Origin of the sequence: Aquimarina sp. U1-2 (assembly GCF_017897595.1) — a bacterium.
GTDB lineage: Bacteria > Bacteroidota > Bacteroidia > Flavobacteriales > Flavobacteriaceae > Aquimarina.
Map to the genome: position 1 here is coordinate 1 of NZ_JAGKIK010000011.1, position 21365 is coordinate 21365.

Annotated in this window: 16 protein-coding genes; all 16 read left to right on the forward strand. The window is 33.9% G+C overall.

Translation table 11 applies throughout. From position 1 onward, the window contains the following. Positions 1-463 precede the first annotated feature (463 nt). The 16 genes from J8281_RS13810 (at position 464) to J8281_RS13885 (ending at position 21260) form a co-directional block, all read left to right on the forward strand. The gene (locus J8281_RS13810) at positions 464-1672 is read left to right on the forward strand and encodes a hypothetical protein (RefSeq protein ID WP_210198228.1); all 1209 of its coding nucleotides are present in this window, start codon (positions 464-466) and stop codon (positions 1670-1672) included. Further along, positions 1662-2453, forward strand: coding sequence for a glycosyltransferase (locus J8281_RS13815; RefSeq protein ID WP_210198229.1), 792 nt, complete (start codon positions 1662-1664; stop codon positions 2451-2453). The genes J8281_RS13810 and J8281_RS13815 overlap by 11 nt, the downstream gene beginning before the upstream one ends. Continuing rightward, positions 2450-3721 (forward strand): hypothetical protein, encoded by a 1272-nt coding sequence (locus tag J8281_RS13820; protein WP_210198230.1) that lies wholly within the window; start codon positions 2450-2452, stop codon positions 3719-3721. Before J8281_RS13815 ends, J8281_RS13820 begins: the two co-directional genes overlap by 4 nt. Then, positions 3718-4452, forward strand: a complete 735-nt coding sequence (locus J8281_RS13825) for a glycosyltransferase family 2 protein (RefSeq protein WP_210198231.1) — start codon at positions 3718-3720, stop codon at positions 4450-4452. The genes J8281_RS13820 and J8281_RS13825 overlap by 4 nt, the downstream gene beginning before the upstream one ends. 49 nt (positions 4453-4501) lie before the next feature. Next, on the forward strand, positions 4502-5872 hold the full coding sequence (locus J8281_RS13830) for an exopolysaccharide biosynthesis polyprenyl glycosylphosphotransferase (protein ID WP_210198232.1): 1371 nt from the start codon (positions 4502-4504) through the stop codon (positions 5870-5872). Between the two features lie 211 nt (positions 5873-6083). After that, on the forward strand, positions 6084-7484 hold the full coding sequence (locus J8281_RS13835) for a nucleotide sugar dehydrogenase (protein WP_210198233.1): 1401 nt from the start codon (positions 6084-6086) through the stop codon (positions 7482-7484). A 323-nt stretch (positions 7485-7807) separates the two neighbouring features. Beyond that, positions 7808-11584 (forward strand): DEAD/DEAH box helicase, encoded by a 3777-nt coding sequence (locus tag J8281_RS19740; RefSeq protein ID WP_210198234.1) that lies wholly within the window; start codon positions 7808-7810, stop codon positions 11582-11584. Between the two features lie 69 nt (positions 11585-11653). Next, complete coding sequence (locus J8281_RS13845; RefSeq protein WP_210198235.1) at positions 11654-12814, forward strand: ATP-binding protein; 1161 nt, start codon at positions 11654-11656, stop codon at positions 12812-12814. Between the two features lie 13 nt (positions 12815-12827). After that, the gene (locus J8281_RS13850) at positions 12828-13802 is read left to right on the forward strand and encodes a UDP-glucuronic acid decarboxylase family protein (protein ID WP_210198236.1); all 975 of its coding nucleotides are present in this window, start codon (positions 12828-12830) and stop codon (positions 13800-13802) included. A 99-nt stretch (positions 13803-13901) separates the two neighbouring features. Next, complete coding sequence (locus J8281_RS13855) at positions 13902-15218, forward strand: O-antigen ligase (RefSeq protein WP_210198237.1); 1317 nt, start codon at positions 13902-13904, stop codon at positions 15216-15218. Positions 15219-16048: 830 nt separating this feature from the next. Further along, positions 16049-17056, forward strand: a complete 1008-nt coding sequence (locus J8281_RS13860) for a tail fiber protein (protein ID WP_210198238.1) — start codon at positions 16049-16051, stop codon at positions 17054-17056. 1 nt (position 17057) lies between these two features. Beyond that, positions 17058-17990 carry a tail fiber protein gene (locus J8281_RS13865; RefSeq protein ID WP_210198239.1) on the forward strand — a complete coding sequence of 311 codons (933 nt, stop codon included), beginning with the start codon at positions 17058-17060 and terminating at the stop codon, positions 17988-17990. A gap of 58 nt (positions 17991-18048) precedes the next feature. Then, positions 18049-19485, forward strand: coding sequence for a pyocin knob domain-containing protein (locus J8281_RS13870; RefSeq protein ID WP_210198240.1), 1437 nt, complete (start codon positions 18049-18051; stop codon positions 19483-19485). A 29-nt stretch (positions 19486-19514) separates the two neighbouring features. Then, complete coding sequence (locus J8281_RS13875; RefSeq protein WP_210198241.1) at positions 19515-20051, forward strand: OmpH family outer membrane protein; 537 nt, start codon at positions 19515-19517, stop codon at positions 20049-20051. A gap of 115 nt (positions 20052-20166) precedes the next feature. Next, positions 20167-20520, forward strand: a complete 354-nt coding sequence (locus J8281_RS13880) for a four helix bundle protein (RefSeq protein WP_210198242.1) — start codon at positions 20167-20169, stop codon at positions 20518-20520. Positions 20521-20657: 137 nt separating this feature from the next. After that, positions 20658-21260, forward strand: a complete 603-nt coding sequence (locus J8281_RS13885; RefSeq protein ID WP_210198243.1) for a hypothetical protein — start codon at positions 20658-20660, stop codon at positions 21258-21260. Positions 21261-21365 lie beyond the last annotated feature (105 nt).

Consider the following 21365-nt stretch of genomic DNA (forward strand, 5'->3'; position numbering starts at 1 on the left):
ACACCAAAAGAAGACATACAGAAATAGGAAAAGTGCCACCTGATCAAATATTTTATCAGAAAAATATGGCTTCGTAAATAATTAAAAAATACCTTTAGACTGTCCTAAGGATTGGGAGTATCATAGGCTGATTAGGTCATTCTAAAATGATAATTAAAAATAATACGTTAGATGATCAAATATTTAGAATTGACTTTTACTCAATTTTTAAAATAGATGTTTTTACTATTGACAATAAAAAACTAGACAATTTATGTGTTATACAAACTGCTGTTAATAGTGGAATAACAGGATTATATAAAGTTGAGGGAAATTTTTATAATCCTACAGAAGAAGAAATTATGATTGGTAACTGCAGACTATGATTTTTGTTTTACAGGATTATCTATATTTGAAACTGGATTATGCAAAATAGTATAACTTTTCAAAGAAAATTATTAAAGAATAATATAGAGCAATAAGGATGGACTTTTATTCAATTTTTAAAATAGATGTTATAGCTTTTTTGCTTATAGTCCTTTATTTATTAAGTGCCATTTTTTTTTATTTTTTTCTTCTGAGAAGAGAAAGGTTATTGACTAGAGAGGTTGCTGTTACTACTTGTATTGCTTTTTTTCTTCCACTATCCTTTTTTGTTTTAAATCAAATATTTCATTTTAAATCGATACCTCCTGATACACATGCATATGCTGCTGTAATTTTTGATTTTAAAAATTTTAATGCATTCACTTTTGGAGTAATGGGATATTCTATACTCAATTATATTCCCATCAAATTATGTTTTGGAAGACCTGCCGTTTTTGTCATTTTTAATATTTTTTATTTTCAGGTAGCTATATTGTATCTTTTTAAGGCCTTCAAAATGTATTGCGGGTATAATGGAGAGAAAACACGTACCTCGGTTTTTATTTTTTTGCAAATATTATCTGTGGTTTACCCAGTTGCTTTAATGCATACTTCAAGCATCTTAAGAGAATCAATGATGCTTATGGTATTTTCAATATGTATTTATTTCCTAGTTAAATTTTATTGTATGAGATATAAGAATTATGTATTAATGTTAGTTTTTATATTGTTTTTGTTCATCATAAGACCTATTACCGGGATATGTATGGTACTTGCTTATTTTGTTGCCTATGTGGATAAGAAAAAACTTTTAACAGCAAAAAACTTCTTGAAATTTGGAGTTTTAGCTCTGATTCTTGCATTTATTGGGCAAGAGGTTATTTTGAGCTTGTATAATATTGACTTTAGCATAGAATGGATTGCTCAATACAGGGCGCGCTCGAATTCAAGATTCGGTATTGAAGGTTACAATTCGTTAGATTGGACGAGCCCATTATACTATCTCAAAAATCTTTTTCTTATAGTTACTCAATATATACTTTCACCCCTACCTATTTTAGTATCAAAAGAAGTTGCATTTAATAAGTTAATTCCATTATTGGACTCAGTTTTTATAATAGTATTTCTATTTTTGCCTATTGTTATGTTTAGGAGAAAGAATTTTAATCGCTGGATGATATTATTTCTTCTGTTTATAGTTGTACCTGCAATTATGGAAACTAACATTTCAGGAGCTTATAGGCATAGAATGAATGGAATTTTTATGTTGCTACCTTTAGCGGCGTATGTTTTTTCATTATTTAAAATTAAAAATATTGGAAGATAAAGTAATCATTTTAGCATCTACAGTTGATAGGAAGATTTTAGAAAATGATCATTTAATTGGTTTACATCTTTCACCAGATTTAAGCATGGTTATTGTTAATCAAATGATTAATGACAAAACACCGCTGCAACTGGAAAAAGAGTTTTGTAAAATCGTTAATGATAATGGTAAAGGCCTATCTAGAAGTAGAAACATTGCTTTGGATCAGGTAAACTCAGGATATTGTATTGTTGCTGATGATGATGTTGAATATGTAAAAGAATTCGATACAATAATCAAAGAGTCATTCAATAAAAATCAAGAAGATGAGATTTTAACTTTTATGATTAAGACACCTGATGGCAAATTTTTTAAAGAATATGCTAATAAACAATTTGTTCATTCAAAAAGAACATTACTTAAAGTGTCCTCTATCGACATGGTTTTGAACTTAAATAGGATTCAAAAAAGTCTACGATTTGATGAAAATTTTGGATTAGGTGCACAATTTAATACAGGAGAGAACAACATTTTTCTTTTTGATGCACATAAACAAGGCTGTAAAATTTCATTCATACCAGAGACTATAGTAATTCATCCTTATGAGAATTCAGGAAGAGTATTAGATAAAAAACATTTTGTTTCAAAAGGAGCAGTATTTAAGAGGATGTTTGGGTTTAAAGGTTTTTTGGTTTCCATGGTATTTTGTTTAAAAAAACGCAAAGAAGCGAAATTGCAAAAAATAGGTTTATTTAACACCATGATTTATTCGTTAAGAGGATATTTAAAGTATAAGAAATGAACAAAATTGAAAGAATTATATATGATGGTGTAAAAAAAACTCCTTTTTTAAAAAAAGCTATTAGGGATTTCTATCAATGTATTATATTATTGTTTAATACACCCAAAAACAAATTTTCAACACAATTTAAAATTGAAGTTAAAGAAGGATTTTTCTTTGGTTTCCATGATAAAACTCCTTGGTCTCCGGATAATTCAAAGGCCTTATCGCACTATATTGGAAAGAACAACTCAAAGTCCTGTAAAGGACAAATTGAAGTTGGATACTTTGATACTCATTCTTTTGAGTTTACATCTATAGGAAAGACAGATTCTTGGAATTGGCAACAAGGAAGTATGTTGCAATGGGTTAATGATAAAGAAATAATATTTAACTATTGGAATGGAGAAAAAAATGCTTCTAAGATTGTAAATCTAAATGGAGAGATTATAAAAGAAATTGATGTTCCTGTTAGCGTAATATCTAAATGTGGTAACTTTGGATTGTCATACTCATTTGACAGATTAAATATCGGTATGCCAGGGTATGGATATCAAAATGAATCTGAAGAATCCAATAATAGTGTTTTAGAGCCCGAGAATATGGGTATAACTTTGGTTAATATCAAAACAAATGAATCTAAGATGTTATTTTCTGTAAAAGATATTGCGAATTTTAATAGAGAAGATTCTATGCAGAATGCATTTCATTTCCTTACACATACTCAGTTTTCTCCTGAAGCGAAAAGATTTTTCTTTTTACATAGATGGAATGAAGGAAAAGGAAAAAGAGTCAAGACCAGGTTACTAACATCAGATTTAAATGGTGAGAACTTATATGAGCTTCCCGCTAGGGATATGGTCTCTCATCTTACTTGGATAAATGAAACCCAGATATTGGCCTATGCTGCAACTACCCAGTACGGAGATGCATATACCATTTTCTCAGATTTTTCTTCAGAATTAAAAGTTTTAGATAAGAAAAGGTTTAATTCAGATGGGCATCCTCAGTTTTGCGAGTCCAATAAACTTGTAGTATCGGACACATATCCCGATCGCAATAGGATTCAAAAGGTTTTTACTATTGATTTAGAAGATAATACAAGAAGCGAAATAGGTTATTTTTTCTCTCCATTTAAATATAGAGAAATGTATCGATGTGATTTACACCCGAGGTGGGATAGACTAGGGACCAAAATTTCTTTTGATTCTGTTCATCCAGGAGTAAGATCTTTTTGTGTTTTATCGCTAAAGGATTCTAATGTCAAATTAACAAATGTACAGGCTTGAAAGTTAGTATAATTACACCAGTTTATAATTCTGAAAAATTCCTTAGAGAAACTATAGATTCTGTTATCGCACAAACGTTTGAAGATTGGGAAATGATTCTTATTGATGATAGATCAACAGATAATTCTTGGGGTATTATTGATGAATGTAGAGTTAAAGACCATAGAATAAAATCATATAAGCTAAATAAAAATTCGGGGGCAGGTGTAGCAAGAAACAAAGCTATAAGATTAGCAAAAGGGCGATTTATAGCCTTTCTAGATAGTGATGATATGTGGCACCCAGAAAAGCTACAAAAGCAACTGGATTTTATGCAGTCAAATAATTTTGCCTTTAGCTTTACGAGTTATAGACAAATTGATGAAGAAGGAAATGAAATAAGGATAATTAAATCAAAGAAACGGGTTACGTATAAGGAAGCTTTGTTTGATAACCCGATCGGTTGTTTGTCAGCTATGTATGACGCTGAGGTATTAGGTAAACAATATATGCCTACAATAAGAAAGAGACAAGATTATGCGTTATGGTTAAAAATATTGAAACTTACTACCGCACACGGTCTCAATGAAGTATTAGCGTATTACAGAGTCCGAAAAGACTCTATTTCTTCTAATAAAGTTAATCTAATAAAGTATCAATGGAGGTTATATCGTGAGATTGAGGGGTTTTCAAAAATCAAAAGTTTGTTTTATTTATTGAATGTCGTAATAAATAAGATAATAAAGAATTAGAAGATCTTTAATATTAATTAATTACTACTTTTGTACTTATTTAAAATTGATGAACAAGGTCTTTACCCTCAATGTAATTGAAAGAAAACTATTTTTATTTATAGGTGATATTATGATTGTCATACTATATCTTTATTTGTTAACAAACAGAACATTAAAAGGGACTTTTGATCATGAAAAACATAGTTTAACTATTTATATAACTGGAATTATTTTATTTTCGATAATTGCTTACGTAATAGATATATATAATTTAGAAAGGGCTTCGAAACCTATTACAATTTTTAGATTAGCATTGATAGTCGGTGTTTTATATTCCTTTTCTATTTTCTTCATTACTGTTTTACTAATCAATACTACAGTAAGTAGACCCTATCTAGTAACGTTTTTAGCATTAATGCCATTTTCATTAACAGCTTGGCGACTCATGTGTTCTAATTTTTTTATTTCACAGCCCTTTTTAAAGAATACTATCTTTATTTATGAAGATTCTTTTGAAATAGATAGAGAAGAGAATATAAATAATATTGAAGGAGAAAAAAATTCTAACGGTTTTAAGGTAAAATTAAGCCTATGCACAAATCATGAAACATTTGCCAATAATCCTGAACGGTTAACTAATCTACTTCCTAAAATTGATACAGTCATCATAAGAATAATTAATTACCAAGATATTCCAGTTGAGGTAGAAAACTTTTTAACCCGAGCAATGTACTTTGGAAAAGAAGCGTTTACATTTACGTCCTTTTATGAATCTACATATGAAGCCTTACCTTTAAATTTATTAGGAAACAATTTTTATGAAGTATTACATTTAAAAAATAAAAGGGCGCATTACATACAGAAGTTGTTTACTAAATTGATTGATCTCACATTATGTGTTATTGTTGGGATCGTTCTCGTTTTAGTAATTCCACTAGTATTAATTTTCAACTTTTTCTTAAATAAAGGACCTCTATTCTACGTTCAAAAGAGAATTGGTAAAAAAGGCAAAGAATTTAATATTTACAAATTTAGATCAATGGTGATTGATGCCGAAAAGTCTGGAGCCAGAATGGCCACTAATAATGATGCTAGAATAACACCTTTTGGCAAAGTTTTAAGAGCATTTAGAATTGATGAGCTACCACAAATTATTTCTGTTATTAACGGAGATATGAGTTTTATAGGGCCAAGACCAGAGAGAAAAATTTTCGTCGATCAGTTGGACAAAATAAATCCTTTCTATTCTGTCAGGCATGTAATTAAACCAGGAATTACTGGATGGGCACAAGTCAAGTACAAATATGGTGAAAACTTAGAGGATTCAATAAGAAAGCTAGAATATGATCTGTATTATATCAAAAACAGGTCTGTTACATTAGATATAAGGATTTTATTTAAAACAGTAACTACTATCTTATTTTCAAGAGGAGTATAAAAACCAGGAAAATCATTATTTAGGAATTAGATACATAAATACTGTAACCCTAATATATTCGGCAAAAATAAAAGAAATTGGTTAGGGTCAATGAACATAGACAAATAATAGATCTTTTAAATTATTTTGATTAATATATAGAATAAAAGTTAATAAAATTCCAGTAGCTTTGAAGCAATTTATCTTTTATCATTTTTTTTAAGTTTTTAATATGCAAATCAAATCCATTTGCTGTATAGGCGCAGGTTATGTAGGCGGACCTACTATGACGGTAATCGCAGAGCAATGCCCTGAAATAAAAGTAACCGTTGTTGATATCAATCAATCGCGAATTGATGATTGGAATGATGATAACCTTAATAACCTTCCAATCTTTGAACCAGGTTTAGCAGAAATAGTAGAGAAGGTTAGAGGAAAAAACCTTTTCTTCTCAACAGAAGTTGATAAAGCAATTGAAGAGGCTGATATGATTTTTATTTCGGTAAACACTCCAACCAAAACATATGGTAAGGGAAAAGGTATGGCTGCTGATTTGAAATATATAGAGTTATGCGCACGTCAGATCGCAAGAGTAGCCAAAACAGAAAAAATAGTCATCGAAAAATCAACATTGCCAGTAAGAACTGCCTCAGCAATTAAAGATATTTTAGATAATACGAGTAATGGAGTACAATTCCAAATTTTATCTAATCCTGAATTTTTGGCCGAGGGTACTGCTATTGAAGATTTGCTAAATCCTGATAGGGTATTGATAGGAGGAGATATGTCTAATTCAGAAGGTAAAAAAGCGATACAAGCATTAGTAGAGATATATGCTAATTGGGTCCCAAAAGAAAAGATTTTGACGACCAATGTTTGGTCCTCAGAACTTTCTAAATTAACTGCCAATGCCTTTTTAGCCCAGCGAGTATCCTCTATTAATGCAATGTCTGAAATTTGTGAAAAAACAGGTGCCGATGTTCAAGAAGTTTCCAAAGCTATTGGGATGGATTCAAGAATTGGATCTAAATTTCTGAATGCTTCAGTTGGTTTTGGTGGATCTTGTTTTCAAAAAGATATTTTAAACTTAGTATACATAGCCAAAAGTTACGGACTGAATGAAGTGGCAGATTATTGGGAACAGGTCATTATTATGAATGATCATCAAAAAAATAGGTTTTCAGATAACATTGTAAGGACATTGTATAATACCGTTTCGGGAAAGAAAATTGCATTTCTGGGATGGGCTTTTAAGAAAAACACAAATGACACCCGAGAGTCTCCAGCTATTAAAGTTGCTGATAATTTATTAAATGAGCAAGCAAATGTTGTCGTATTTGACCCTAAAGTAAAAGAAAAGCAAATATATCAAGATTTAGATTCCCTAGGGACTAGATCACCTGAAGAAAATAAAGAGCATTTAACAGTGCTCAACGACCCTTACAGGACGATGGAAAATGCTCATGGGATTGCTATCCTTACAGAGTGGAATGAGTTCAAAGATTATGACTGGAAAAGGATACATGAGAAAATGAAAAAGCCAGCATTTTTATTTGATGGAAGAGGCATTTTAGATAGAACTAAAATGGAAGAAATGGGTTTTGCTTATTATAAAATTGGATCAGGAAATTAACATAAATTAGTTCTATTCTTAAAGAAGTTCTAAACACAGGAGCGATTGGACGCTTCTGACCCCTATAAAATATGAAATAGTACTGTCATCCTGAATTCATTTCAGGATCTCATGCGCGCTTTTAATAAAATAGAAAGAGAGTCGAGACTATGACTCTAAGTGAGTCACGGTATATGCTACTTCATATATTGTTTAAAATGTCAGTTCACAAGCTAAATCTAAAAAAGGTTAAATCACTTCATTACATGAAAACATAAAACTTTAATCTTATTTTAAAAAAATAATATAAATTATACCGTATTTTCAGGCATAAAATTACACCTGTGCCCATACAACATATACCCCTTAAAAACTACATCAATCAGAACACCACCAATGCCATACGCAACAGGGCCAAAAGCATAGAGCTTATTACCGTTGAACTATCTGAAGATCAAAATGAAGTCAAAGCCGAGGTTCACGGGAGCTATGGCAATACCTATCAGGTACAACTCATCGGTTTTAATACGGGCCAGATACAGGGTGGATGTACCTGTCCTTATGATTGGAGCCCGGTTTGCAAACACCAGGTAGCCATAGCGCATGAAGTGGACGTCTTGTTAAAGTCTCAAAATGAGCAAAGTCAGGATAAAAGCCCTGTAAAAAAGAAAAGATATAGTAGCAAAAAGCCCATTATAATTCCTGTTCCCCAACATAATGGGAATATCAGTGCATTTTTAAACACTATCAGTTCCCCAAAGGTTTCCAAGCAATACAGGAACCATTATGCGCGAGATTATATTACCTTACTACCTCCTTTTGATATCGATCAACCTGTATTTCATTTAGAATTCAACGCAAAAGGACATGTAGCTTCAGAAAATCACCAGATCAAGATCTATAGAAAGCCTGAAAACCTGGAGCTGTATTGTACATGTACAGCAACCAACCAGTTTTTATGCCTGCATCAGATGCTGGCTTTAGATATTTTTTACAGTCATGTACAACCCGTATTTTGGAATCCGGATAGGATAAAAACCATCAAAAAAGGATTGTTACAGCAATATGGGTATGATTTGGATACCGATGATTACAAAAAGTACTTCAGGTTTGGGTATGATCAAGGGGAAATAACGGTCATTCCCGAGCATCCGGGAATTTTAAAATTGCCACAATATCAAGAAGGGCTTCATAAAATTCTAGAAGAATTAGTCACTGGCGAGCAGGCTACGATCGACAAATTACCTGCTGTGCCCTCAAAGCTTCGATCTCCTAAAATGATGGTGGCCATCGGCATGTTTTTTCAACAGGTTCCAGATGCAAATATCCTGGTCATGTTTCCCATCAAAGGGAATACAAAAAAGAATGGCGACCTTTCTAATCAAATCTTTGAAATCAGGGTAGAGGAGTATTATAAAGACAAAGCACTTTTTACACCACCAGAAACCCGTCTTGTTAATGGATTGCTAGAATATAATGAAACCATTAAAAATACACGTAAGGATAATAGATCAGATCAGTTACAAGCGTTAATTTCCCTCTGCCAAAAAATGAAGGAAGATCTTGCTGATGTAATGATTTACGAATTGTCTTACTATCATTCATACGGGTATTATCATGCCCAAAAAATTTCTCCAAAAAATCTTACGCAAAAGAAAGGGATGAATGTTTCAAACCCTCCCAAATTGCATTTTGAAGTGTCGCAGGAAACAGATTATATGAAGGTACAGGCATTTGCCAGAATTAAAGGCGTATCTATCCCGCTGCAAAGTGTTGATATTGCTATAAAAGCACCTTTTCTGGAAAAAGACGGCGTTTTTTACCTGTTAAAATCTGTTGGCGATGTAAAAGCTTTTGAAACGTTTAAAAAGAATGCACAGTTGCGGGTGCCTAGAAACGAATTTAATACATATTATACTGATTTCTTAAATCCTTTATCTAAAAAGTTTACGGTTGATATGCAACATCTTCCCACAAAAACCAGGATAATCCCTGAAACTGAAGTCGCAAAACAGTTGTATTTGTCAGAAATTCATGGGTTTATTTTATTAAAACCGATTGTACTATATGCTGAAGAACCTGTCGAAATATGCAATCCGGCTCCCGTACAAAAATTAAAAAAAGATCATATCGAAGTATTGCAACGGCATCATGCATATGAGGAAGAGTTCAAAAAAATGCTTGTAGGTCTTCACCCGGAGTTTGCTCATCAACATCAGGAGTTTTTTCATCTCACCCCAAAGCAATTTATTGAAAACATGTGGTTTTTAAAGGCTTTCGAACTGCTAAAAGAAAATGACGTTCAGGTTTTTGGCTATAACGACCTGTCTGTAAAAAAATACAGCCTTCACAAGCCTTCCATACAAATGAACATAAACTCTGGTGTCGATTGGTTTGACGTCAATGTTAAAGTAGCTTTTGGTGACCTTACTGTTTCGCTTCAAGATTTGCAAAAATCAGTCATCAATAAAAACAAATACATTGCTCTTGATGATGGAAGCATTGGGATCTTACCAGAGCATTGGCTAGAAAAATACGCTCATCTTTTTAGAACAGCAACCGTTAAAAAAGAGGGGATACGTGTTTCTAAATATCAGTTCTCTGTGATTGATAGTCTCTACGACGATTTGGATCCAGAATCTCCGATATTGGCGCAACATCGTAACATAAAAGAGCGTTTACAACAATTTGATAAGATTTCCAGTGTAACCATACCAAAAGGAATCCTTGCAACACTTCGGGATTACCAAAAAGAGGGGCTCAATTGGCTTTGTTTTTTAGACGAGTACAATTTTGGGGGATGTTTGGCAGATGATATGGGACTAGGGAAAACTCTTCAGGTGATTACCTTTTTGAAACATATCAATACAAAAAATAAGCCGAAAAGAGCCCATCTGGTCATTGTGCCTACTTCATTGATTTTTAACTGGCAGGAAGAAATCAAAAAGTTTTGCCCTTCGTTGCATGTTATTGTGCACACAGGTAGTGAAAGAGAAAAGGACACAGGGTCTTTTAAAGAAAAATTGGTGATCCTAACCACCTACGGCATTGTGATGCGTGATATCCAAATGCTAAAAAACTATGACTTTCACTACATCATTCTAGACGAATCCCAGGCAATTAAAAACCCGAATTCACAACGCTATAAAGCGGTACGGTTGTTAAAAGCCAAAAACCGATTAGTACTTACCGGCACGCCTATAGAAAATAACACCTTTGACCTGTATGCACAAATGAGTTTTGCAAATCCTGGTTTATTGGGCACTATGGCACACTTTAAAAAAGCTTTTTCAATACCTATCGATAAAGATAAAGACTCAAACGTTGCTAAAGAACTAAAAACATTGATCCATCCCTTTTTACTAAGACGCACTAAAGAACAAGTCGCCAAAGAATTGCCAGAAAAAACAGAGCAAATTTTGTATTGTACCATGTCTGAATCGCAACAGCAGGTCTATGATGCGTATCGAAATAAATACAGGAATTATTTGCTTGGGAAAATCGATGAAAACGGATTGGGGAAAACCAAAATATATGTGCTCGAAGGGCTTACCAAGTTAAGACAGATTTGTGATGCCCCGCAACTACTCAAAGAAGATGAAGGATATACATCAGAGGCTGTAAAAATAAAAGAATTACTGCAGCATATCACTGAAAAAACCGGAAAACACAAGATCTTGATATTTTCTCAGTTCGTTGCGATGCTCAATCTACTGAAAAAAGAATTAGATACACAGGGTATTTTATATGAATACCTAGACGGAAAAACAAAAAACCGGCAGGAGCGCGTCGCTAATTTTCAGCAAAATGAAAACATCAGATTGTTTTTGATAAGCCTTAAGGCAGGGGGTACAGGACTCAACCTTACCGCTGCTGATTATGTATATATCGTAGATCCCTGGTGGAACCCTGCTGTAGAAGCACAGGCGATCGATCGTTGCTATCGTATTGGCCAAACCAAACATGTAATGGCCTATAAAATGATCTGCAAAGGCACTATCGAAGAGAAGATCATCAATTATCAAGCCCGTAAAAAAGAACTATCTAGCGATATCATACAAACCGATGAAAGTTTTGTAAAATCGTTGTCCAAAGCATCCATTTTAGAGCTGTTTAGTTGACAATAGTAGTAATAATTAAAAAATGATCTTACAATTTGGGAATTAGATTCCCAAATTGTATATTTGAATATGATTTCTAGGATCGCTATAAAAGCGCTTATAACCCTATCAGAACAATATAAATCCATAGCCGTCGTGGGTCCCAGGCAATCTGGTAAAACAACATTGGTACGATCGGTATTTCCCGTTAAACCCTATGTTAACCTGGAAAACCCCGATATAAGAGCTTTTGCTTTAGAAGATCCCAGGGCTTTTCTCTCGCAATTTTCATCAAACGGAGCCATCCTTGATGAGGCACAACGAGCTCCGCACTTATTTTCCTACTTACAACAAATGTTGGATGAGAAAGAAGACAGGGCCCAGTTCATTATCACAGGTTCCAACAACTTTTTATTACAACAAAATAGTACTCAAAGCCTGGCAGGAAGGGTTGGATATCTTACGTTACTTCCGTTTTCTTTATCTGAGATCAAAACAAATGCCCCGCAAGACATTTCAGAACTTTTATTCAAGGGATTTTACCCTCCTTTGTACGATCAACCCTTCGACATTCAAAGTTGGTTTTCGAATTATATAAGAACATATATAGAAAGAGATGTACGACAACTTAAAGGGATTGAAAATCTTATTATTTTTGAACGGTTTGTAAAGTTATGTGCCGGAAGAATAGGGCAATTGCTCAATAAAAATGCGTTGGCTATAGAGGTGGGTGTGGATAATAAAACTATTGAGTCCTGGATAGGGGTATTAGAAGCCAGCTTTATTGTATTTAGATTACAGCCCCATCATAAAAACTTTAATAAACGTATTGTCAAAATGCCTAAATTATATTTCTATGATGTTGGATTGGCTAGCGCTTTACTAGGGATACAGCATGCCAATCAATGGGAATTACATCCTTTTAAAGGAAATGTATTTGAAAACCTGATAATCGTAGAATTTTTAAAGCAACGTTTTAACCAAGGAAAACCAAATAATCTATATTTTTGGAGAAATAATACAGGTAATGAAGTCGATATCATTATAGACAATTTTGAAGAACTCATTCCTGTAGAAATTAAATCGGGCAAAACCATTACCCAGGAATATTTTAAAGGGTTGCACTATTGGAACAAATTAACAGGTTCTCTAGGAGGGATGGTGATTTACGGAGGTTCGACATATCAAAAAAGAAGCGGTCAGATAGAAGTAATTCCTTATCGGTCAATGTCAGAAAATAACATAATCTAAAAGTGAATATATTTTGAAAAAAATCTTGATCACAGGAGCTGCCGGATTTTTAGGATCGCATTTGTGCGATAGATTCATAAATGAAAGTTTTCATGTGATTGGTATGGACAATTTAATTACAGGAGACTTAAAAAATATTGAACACCTTTTTAAATTAGAAAATTTTGAATTCTATCACCATGACGTGACAAAATTTGTCCACGTTTCAGGGGAGTTAGATTATATTTTGCATTTTGCTTCCCCGGCAAGTCCAATTGATTATCTTAAAATCCCTATTCAAACGTTAAAAGTTGGTTCTTTAGGCACTCATAATCTTTTAGGACTGGCTAAAGAAAAAAAAGCAAGAATCCTAATAGCTTCCACTAGTGAGGTTTATGGCGACCCTCTAGTACACCCTCAAACCGAGGAGTATTATGGTAATGTAAATACGATCGGTCCTCGCGGAGTGTATGATGAAGCAAAACGTTTTCAGGAATCTATTACGATGGCCTACCACACTTACCATGGTATTGAAACTCGTATTGCTCGCATTTTTAATACTTACGGACCAAGAATGCGATTAAATGATGGCCGTGTCGTTCCTGCATTTATTGGGCAATCCCTGCGAGGAGAAGATGTAACAGTCTTTGGGGATGGCTCGCAAACACGTTCGTTTTGCTACGTTGATGATTTGATAGAGGGTATTTATAGACTACTTCTGAGCGATTACGTATACCCTGTAAACTTAGGAAACCCTCATGAAATTACCATTAAAGATTTTGCTGAAGAAATCATAAAACTTACCGGAACTGATCAAAAAATTGTATATAAATCCTTACCGGTCAACGATCCTCTTCAAAGACAACCTAATATATCAAAAGCAAAAGAACTGCTCAATTGGGAACCTACAATAGATCGATCTGAAGGCATGAGACGAACTTTAGCATATTTTCAAAATCTTTCAAAAGAGGAGCTTTATAAAAGTGAGCATAGAGATTTTTCTAAATAAATAGCAATAACTATCGTTTACTAAATTACCTAAGGCTAATTAAATTAAGATAAAGCTAGGAGTAACCAAGGATTATCAAATTAAAAATGAAATGTAGACATGAGACTGATCAAGAGGATATCTCTGCTTTCAGAACTATTTTATAAGCATCAAGACAATTGGATACTCACCATCTTCTGGAATAGTCTATACACCGCCTTTTTTTTATTACCCCTTGGGATTAATCTTCCAACCCCCTTTTTTATAGTTTCAATACTACTTGGGCTTATTCATATTTTCAGGTTCAAAAAAAAGTTTAAGATAGATGATAAGGCGCTGCTCCTGTTTCCTTTATATTTTGTCATTATGGTTTGCAGCTTATTATATACAGAAAATCTTTCCGCAGGTATAGCACTAGTTCAGCGATCCTTGTCGCTTTTGTTTTTCCCTATAATTTTCCTTTTCGTAAAAGAAGATGCATCTACCGTCAAAAAATTGTTCGAATTCTTACTTTACGGACTCATTTTATCATTTTTTCTGAACTTTGTATTAGCATGCTATACGGTCGTAGGCATAATCAATACCGAAATGTCTTCTTTAGAGATGTCAGCAGAAGGAATGTCACTACTCATGTATACCCTTAGTGATGGATTGACAAATTTCCTTGGTGCAGAATTTTCGAGTTTGGTCAATCCTAATTATGTTTCTTTATATATTTTGCTTGTGTTGTCATACTATCTTAAAAATCAACTTCAATCCAGATTACAAGCCTTTATTGTATTTATATTGTTTCTTTATCTTTTTCTTCTTGCTTCTATAGCAGCATACTTAATTTTGTTCATTGTAAGTATCATGCTCATTTCTAAGATTACAAATAAGAGCCAAAAATATACCATGGTTCTCATGTTTTTTCTTGGATGTATCGTTTTTTTACAAAACCCCAGGGTTTTTGATTTTTATACGAATGTCACCAGTATTGACAGAACGCTAGAGATAGATAATACTTCGATAGAGCGATCCAGGTTATTAACCTGGGATGCCAGTATAAAGCTTATTGCAAAGGCTCCGATTTTTGGATATGGTATTGGGGATACCAATACCGTTTTGGTCGAAAAATACAAAGACTTAAATTATGTATTGAACTATCAAAACCAATACAATGCGCATAATCAATTTCTTCAGACATTTTTGCAAACCGGAATCATAGGATTCGCAGTATTGCTGAACGTTTTTATCGTTTTAGCCTTTCGAATGAATAGAAGTAGAAATGAAATAGCTGTATTCGTTATCCTTTTTATCTCCCTCTTTTTTGAGTCTATGCTGGTACGGTTTAACGGAATCGTATTCTTTTCAATAGTCATTCCGTTACTACTTAAAAAAAGAAGTATATTGAGTAGTAGAATCATTCGAAACGATGCTGCTACCAAAGAATTTTGATGTCTATTCATCGCTACAGCCCACCAAATCAACGCTACGATGATGTAGTGTAGCTGGGGTATTATACTATCTTTTGAAAAAAATCTTCAGTTAAATCAAAAGTTTTTACTCAGAACGAAAGGAGCAAAGTCCCTCTTTGAAAGCTTGTGCTGAACTGGTTTCAGTAAGGGATTTAGGGAGATGTTTTATTTACAGAATATTATGCAATCTGTCAATTCAAGATTTCTGACAAAAATTTTATCCAGCTGTTGAACCGACGTATTACATTCATCCCTTTTCCTGCGCTCTATCTCGCCTGTCGCTATCACGCCATCGTCTTCAAAGGAAGGGGGCAAAGTCCCTCTTAGAAGAGGAATTTAGGGAGATGTTTTGTTCGCTAAAAATCAATGCATTACATAATACGTCAATTCGAAATTTCCAATAAAAATTTTATCCAGCTGTTGAACCGACGTATTATATTCATCCCTCGCCACACATAATCTCACCTATCGCCTTGCGCTATCATCTTCAAAAGGAAAGTAGCCCAAAGTCTCCCCTTGAGGGGAGATACAGAGGGGTGTTGTCCCCGAAAAGAATAAAAAATACGATCTAAGACGTAGAAGGGGTAATCCTATAAAATTTATTAATAATGTGCCAGTGTCAAAAAATGAAACTGGAATACTGTATCATTGCAAATGCAAGTTAAAATCAGATCCATAGAAATTAAAAATTTTATGAAATTATTAACAAATTGGAGTATTACGTATATAATTATAGCAATATATCTATATTCGCCATGCCGCTACAATCCCAAAATATAAAACTCATAATTATTTAATCCCCTAGATGATATGAAAACAAGAATTTTAACGGTCATAGCCATATTATTATGTGCGATTATTTTAGGTCAAACTAATTCATTTCCTGATAATGGTGATGTGGGTATAGGAACAACTAATCCACAATCAAAACTTCATGTAGAAGGGCGCGCTTCTTTTGGAAGATCAGGAGTTTTGGTATCGGATTGGACGAACCAGTCTAATTGGGGAGGTCATTCAAATAAATGGTCAGGACATATAGGCTTTAATGCATATAGAAATAATAATGAAACTAGGGATTATTATTATGGTATCAATCGATATACATCAAAAGGAGTTTTTGAAGGTTCAAATTACGGGTTTAGATGGTTATTTAGAAACCACAACAACTATGATTCAGAAGGACAACATAAGCTAATGGAATATATGTGTTTAACCAATTCTGGTAATTTAGGGATTGGAACCAACAATCCTACATCAAGATTATCAATTAAGAAAGGAGGACAATCTATTAATTTTTTAACCGGGACTAACTCTAGTAGTTACGAATTAAACGTAGGAATAAACAACGATGGAATTAATATCGCTAATAATTCAAAAGTCAGAGGGTTTAACTTCAAAAATGCAAATGGTCTTTTGCTAAAAATAACACATACTGGCAACATAGGCATTGGCACGAAAAACCCCGACGCCAAACTCACCGTAAAAGGAAAAATTCATGCCGAAGAAGTAAAGATTGACCTTAGCGTACCAGCACCCGATTATGTTTTCAAAAAGGATTATGCCTTATTAACGATTGATGAGGTACAACAACACATCCAGGAAAAAGGGCATTTGCCTAATATTCCATCAGCCAAAGTAATGGAAACTGAAGGTGTAGATCTGGGAATCATGAATATGAAATTATTGGAAAAGATTGAGGAGTTGACACTATATACCATTGAGCAAGAAAGAAAAATAAAGCAACTTGAAAACCAAAATACTTTAATAATTGATCTTAAGAACAAAGTTGATTTTCTATTAACACAAATGAAAAAATAGCATGCAAAAAAAAGTATTTATAATAGGAGCTTTTATAAGCTTTAGTGGTGTTATTAGTGGACAACACAATTATGATAGTCAAAATACAATTTATTCTGAAAACAGTAATGTTGGAATTGGTATAAACAATCCATCAGCAAAACTACAAGTAGATGGAGATATTTCTTCGGTAAACAAAATAGGTTTTTCTACGCACGATGCTTTTAATGTATTGGGTAATTCAGTAGCGCATTATGGGTTATCTCGCATCAGTGGTTCGGGATATCAACGTGTTGGTTTATCAGGATTTTTTGGACTTAACTTTTATACCGAGGGTAAGGAGAGAATAAAGGTAAATCAGAATGGTAATGTTGGAATTGGTATAAGCAATCCATCAGCAAAACTACAAGTAGATGGAGATATTTCTTCGGTAAACAAAATAGGTTTTTCTACGCACGATGCTTTTAATGTATTGGGTAATTCAGTAGCGCATTATGGTCTATCCCGCATTAGTGGTTCAGGATATCATCGTGTTGGTTTATCAGGATTTTTTGGACTTAACTTTTATACCGAGGGTAAAGAGAGAATAAGGGTAAATCAGAATGGTAATGTTGGAATAGGAACGACAACCCCCGATGCCAAACTCACCGTAAAAGGAAAAATCCATGCCGAAGAAGTAAAAATTGACCTAAGTGTTCCGGCTCCCGATTATGTATTCAAAAAAGAATATGATTTGTTGACTATTGATGAGGTGCAACAACACATCCAGGAAAAAGGGCATTTGCCTAATATTCCATCAGCCAAGGTAATGGAAACTGAAGGCGTAGACCTGGGAGTCATGAATATGAAATTGTTGGAGAAGATTGAAGAACTAACGTTGTATATGATTCAGCAACAAAAAGAAATTGAATTGTTAAAAATTTCAGTTCTAGAGACACTAAAAAATAAAGGGTAATATTTTTAATCCTTCAAACTTAGCAAGTAGAATACAACTTATTATAATAAATTATTTTATGAACAATTACACTTTTATCTTGGTATTGTTATGGTCGGGAATTATAAAGGCTCAAAATTTTGATAATCTTACTGCAAATCTAGGGTCTGATAAATCAATAACTTGGTTTTCATCAAGCTGGGGATCCGGATTTGGACATAGAATTATCAACGAAGATCCCGGAGGTAAAACTTTATTAAATTTTCAGGGGAGACATGATACAGCGACCTGGACCAATATCATGACTCTAACTTCGAATGGAAATATTGGGATGGGGCTCAAAGATCCAGAAGGTAAACTTCATGTGAATGGAAATATAATTAGTTCGGGAGCAGACAGTCAAATAAAAATTCAAGGTACGGGAACTGGAAATTACCAAGGAGCCAATCTAATCCTTGCTGCAAAAGGGGTCACTAGGGGAAACAGTCATGTTTCTACTTGGCTCATGACACATCGGGGAACGGATGGAACTGCCACAATTGACCTGCAAAGACGCGGAGATAACGGTCAATACAACGGAACTTTGTTACTTTATCGTGATGGTTATGGATGGAAGTTTGCTGTTGGAGAAAATAAATCATCAGGCCTGCAAAATGCTATGATAATAGATCAAATAGGAAATGTAGGTATTGGAAATACATCACCTACAGAAAAATTAGATGTTACTGGAACCATAAAAGGTCACAAATTGTTACTTCTTGATCCAAATGCCACCGATAATTGGAACTCTCTATGGCAAAGCGGTTTTTATCAAAGTTATAACGCAACCAATGCACCCGAGCCTAATCAATGGTTTTGGGGAATTAATATGAACCATAGCGCTAATAACTCTTCCTATCGATATAATGGACAAATTGTTATTCGAAACACTTCTACAACTCCGAGAATGTATTTTAGAAGCACTAAGGTTGATGGTAGTGGAACTTGGGCTAGGATCGTTCATAGTGAAGGAGATCAATTTATTGGTGGAAAATTAGGCATCGGCACCACAACCCCCGACGCCAAACTCACCGTAAAAGGAAAAATCCATGCCGAAGAAGTAAAAGTTGACCTAAGCGTTCCAGCACCAGACTACGTTTTCAAAAAAGAGTATGATTTATTGACCATTAATGAGGTACAACAACACATCCAGGAAAAAGGGCATTTGCCTAATATTCCTTCAGCCAAGATAATGGAAAGTGAAGGTATAGATTTGGGAATCATGAACATGAAATTGTTGGAGAAGATTGAAGAACTAACGTTGTACACAATTCAACAAGAAGATCGAATAAAGAAGCTAGAAACAGTAAACCAAAAACTTCAAACCTCAGTCTCCGGTCTTCCGTCTTCAAAAACGATTGAAGAATTGACACTACAAATCATCGCTCAAGAAAAACAACTAAAACAACAAAAAGAAAAAAATAACACCCTTGAAACACGGTTGGCAAAATTAGAAACCCTGTTGATTAAACGATAAATACTCAAAATAAAACAGAAACAATGACAATGATGAACAAATTAGTACTACCCATTTCAATCTTAGCGCTTGTAATAGCTATAGCTTCTTTTTTCTACTTGAAATCCTCTTCAGATCTGGTATATGTAGATGTTAACAAACTTTTAGAGGGATATAAGAGAACCAAAGTCGTAAAAGCAGAATTTGATGAAAAAGCCAAAACGATGAAAGCTAATGTAGATAGTTTGATTACAGGTTGGCAAAACGAACTCAAAACGTATGAAAAAGAGCGTAGTTCGATGAGCAAAAAAGAATTAGAATTAAAACAAGAATTACTGGCCAACAAACAACAACAAATAAATAACTATCAACAAGCCATACAAAAACAATTGGTAGAAGAAGACAAAAAAGTTACGCAAACCGTAATTAATGATATTAATGACTTCGTTAAAGAATATGGTAAGAAAAATGGACACAAAGTAATTTTTGGAGCCACCGGAAACGGAACCATCATGTATGGTGAAGAGTCTGCAGATCTTACTGAAAAGGTCTTAACAGAGTTAAATGCTGAATTTGAAGGGAAGTAACGAAGGCAGGAGTCAGAGATCAGAAATCCGGAGTTAAAAGACGGAAGACAATAGATAAAGAACAATCTACCTTCCAGCTTCTGACTCCCGTCTTCCAGCTCTCAACAAAAAAGCTATGAAATTTAAATTCGAAAACCTAATTATATGGCAAAGAGCAATGGATTTGGGAGAAGGGCTAAACGCTATAACAGGACAGTTTCCAAAAAAGGAGATGTATAATCTGTCTTCTCAAATAATGAGAGCAGTTGATTCTGTGGCTCTAAATATTTCTGAAGGATCGATTGGACAAACAAATCCTGAATTCAAAAGGTTTATGGGATATTCGATACGATCTTTAGCCGAAGTTGTAACCTGTTTACACAAAGCCAGTAGAAGGAAATATATAACAGCTAAAGAGTTTGAAAAGTATTATAATGACAGCTTTGAATTAATGAATATGATGGTTGCGTTTAAGAATAAAATTAAATAAAGTGAGTGGTTAAAAACAGAGGGTTGAAAAACGAAGCTTGCCTTCAAGAATCAAGGAATATGCTTCAGACTACGAGCATAAAAAGAAAAACAACATCCGAGTTCAGTCATCTGACTTCGGACAAAAAAACAAATAATTTGAAAATAATAACAGCAATACTCATAGGAAGCTTCCTCCTTTTCTCGTGTGCTACCAAAACCTTTGATACCGCTACAGAATTGTTGAATTATATCCAACAGCCAGAACATGATTATTTACAAACCAAAACAGTTAATGGAGTAAACTTTTCTATACTGTACAAACCAACAGATCTACTGGTAGATCAAGAATTAACAGGTGAGCGTACAGCCTTGAAGATCGATAGTTTACGAAGTAAATATGAGCAGTATCTGTATTTCACCATATCGATGTCCAAAAACAATCAGGAATTATTAACCAATATGGCAAGAGATAAACAACGATTTGGAGCGATGGTCAATCAATTAGCCTTTGGGATGGAAGAAAAAGTACATCTATATACACCTCAAAAAGATACGATAGCTATTGCAGACTATCTCTATCCACGAATGTATGGGATGAGCGGATCGACAACAATTTTGTTTGTTTATCCAAGAGACAAAAAAATAACCAATCAAGAATATGTACATATGACCATTGACGATTTAGGATTATATACCGGGGATGTAAAATTTAAGATTCCCACGGAGATAATGAATAACGAACCAAGAATAAAATTTTAATCAATACTTAAAGCTGTTCCTTCTCCCTTGAGGGAGAAGGCTAGGATGAGGGTGTAACTGAATACGATCATAGTCAGAACATTATAACGCTGATTTGTCACACTA

Bases quoted from the DNA above. Each gene is read 5' to 3' on its own strand.
- J8281_RS13810 (WP_210198228.1), top strand. From the start codon at position 464: ATGGACTTTTATTCAATTTTTAAAATAGATGTTATAGCTTTTTTGCTT.
- J8281_RS13820 (WP_210198230.1), top strand. From the start codon at position 2,450: ATGAACAAAATTGAAAGAATTATATATGATGGTGTAAAAAAAACTCCT.
- J8281_RS13830 (WP_210198232.1), top strand. From the start codon at position 4,502: ATGAACAAGGTCTTTACCCTCAATGTAATTGAAAGAAAACTATTTTTA.
- J8281_RS13835 (WP_210198233.1), top strand. From the start codon at position 6,084: ATGCAAATCAAATCCATTTGCTGTATAGGCGCAGGTTATGTAGGCGGA.
- J8281_RS13845 (WP_210198235.1), top strand. From the start codon at position 11,654: ATGATTTCTAGGATCGCTATAAAAGCGCTTATAACCCTATCAGAACAA.
- J8281_RS13855 (WP_210198237.1), top strand. From the start codon at position 13,902: ATGAGACTGATCAAGAGGATATCTCTGCTTTCAGAACTATTTTATAAG.
- J8281_RS13860 (WP_210198238.1), top strand. From the start codon at position 16,049: ATGAAAACAAGAATTTTAACGGTCATAGCCATATTATTATGTGCGATT.
- J8281_RS13865 (WP_210198239.1), top strand. From the start codon at position 17,058: ATGCAAAAAAAAGTATTTATAATAGGAGCTTTTATAAGCTTTAGTGGT.
- J8281_RS13870 (WP_210198240.1), top strand. From the start codon at position 18,049: ATGAACAATTACACTTTTATCTTGGTATTGTTATGGTCGGGAATTATA.
- J8281_RS13875 (WP_210198241.1), top strand. From the start codon at position 19,515: ATGATGAACAAATTAGTACTACCCATTTCAATCTTAGCGCTTGTAATA.
- J8281_RS13880 (WP_210198242.1), top strand. From the start codon at position 20,167: ATGAAATTTAAATTCGAAAACCTAATTATATGGCAAAGAGCAATGGAT.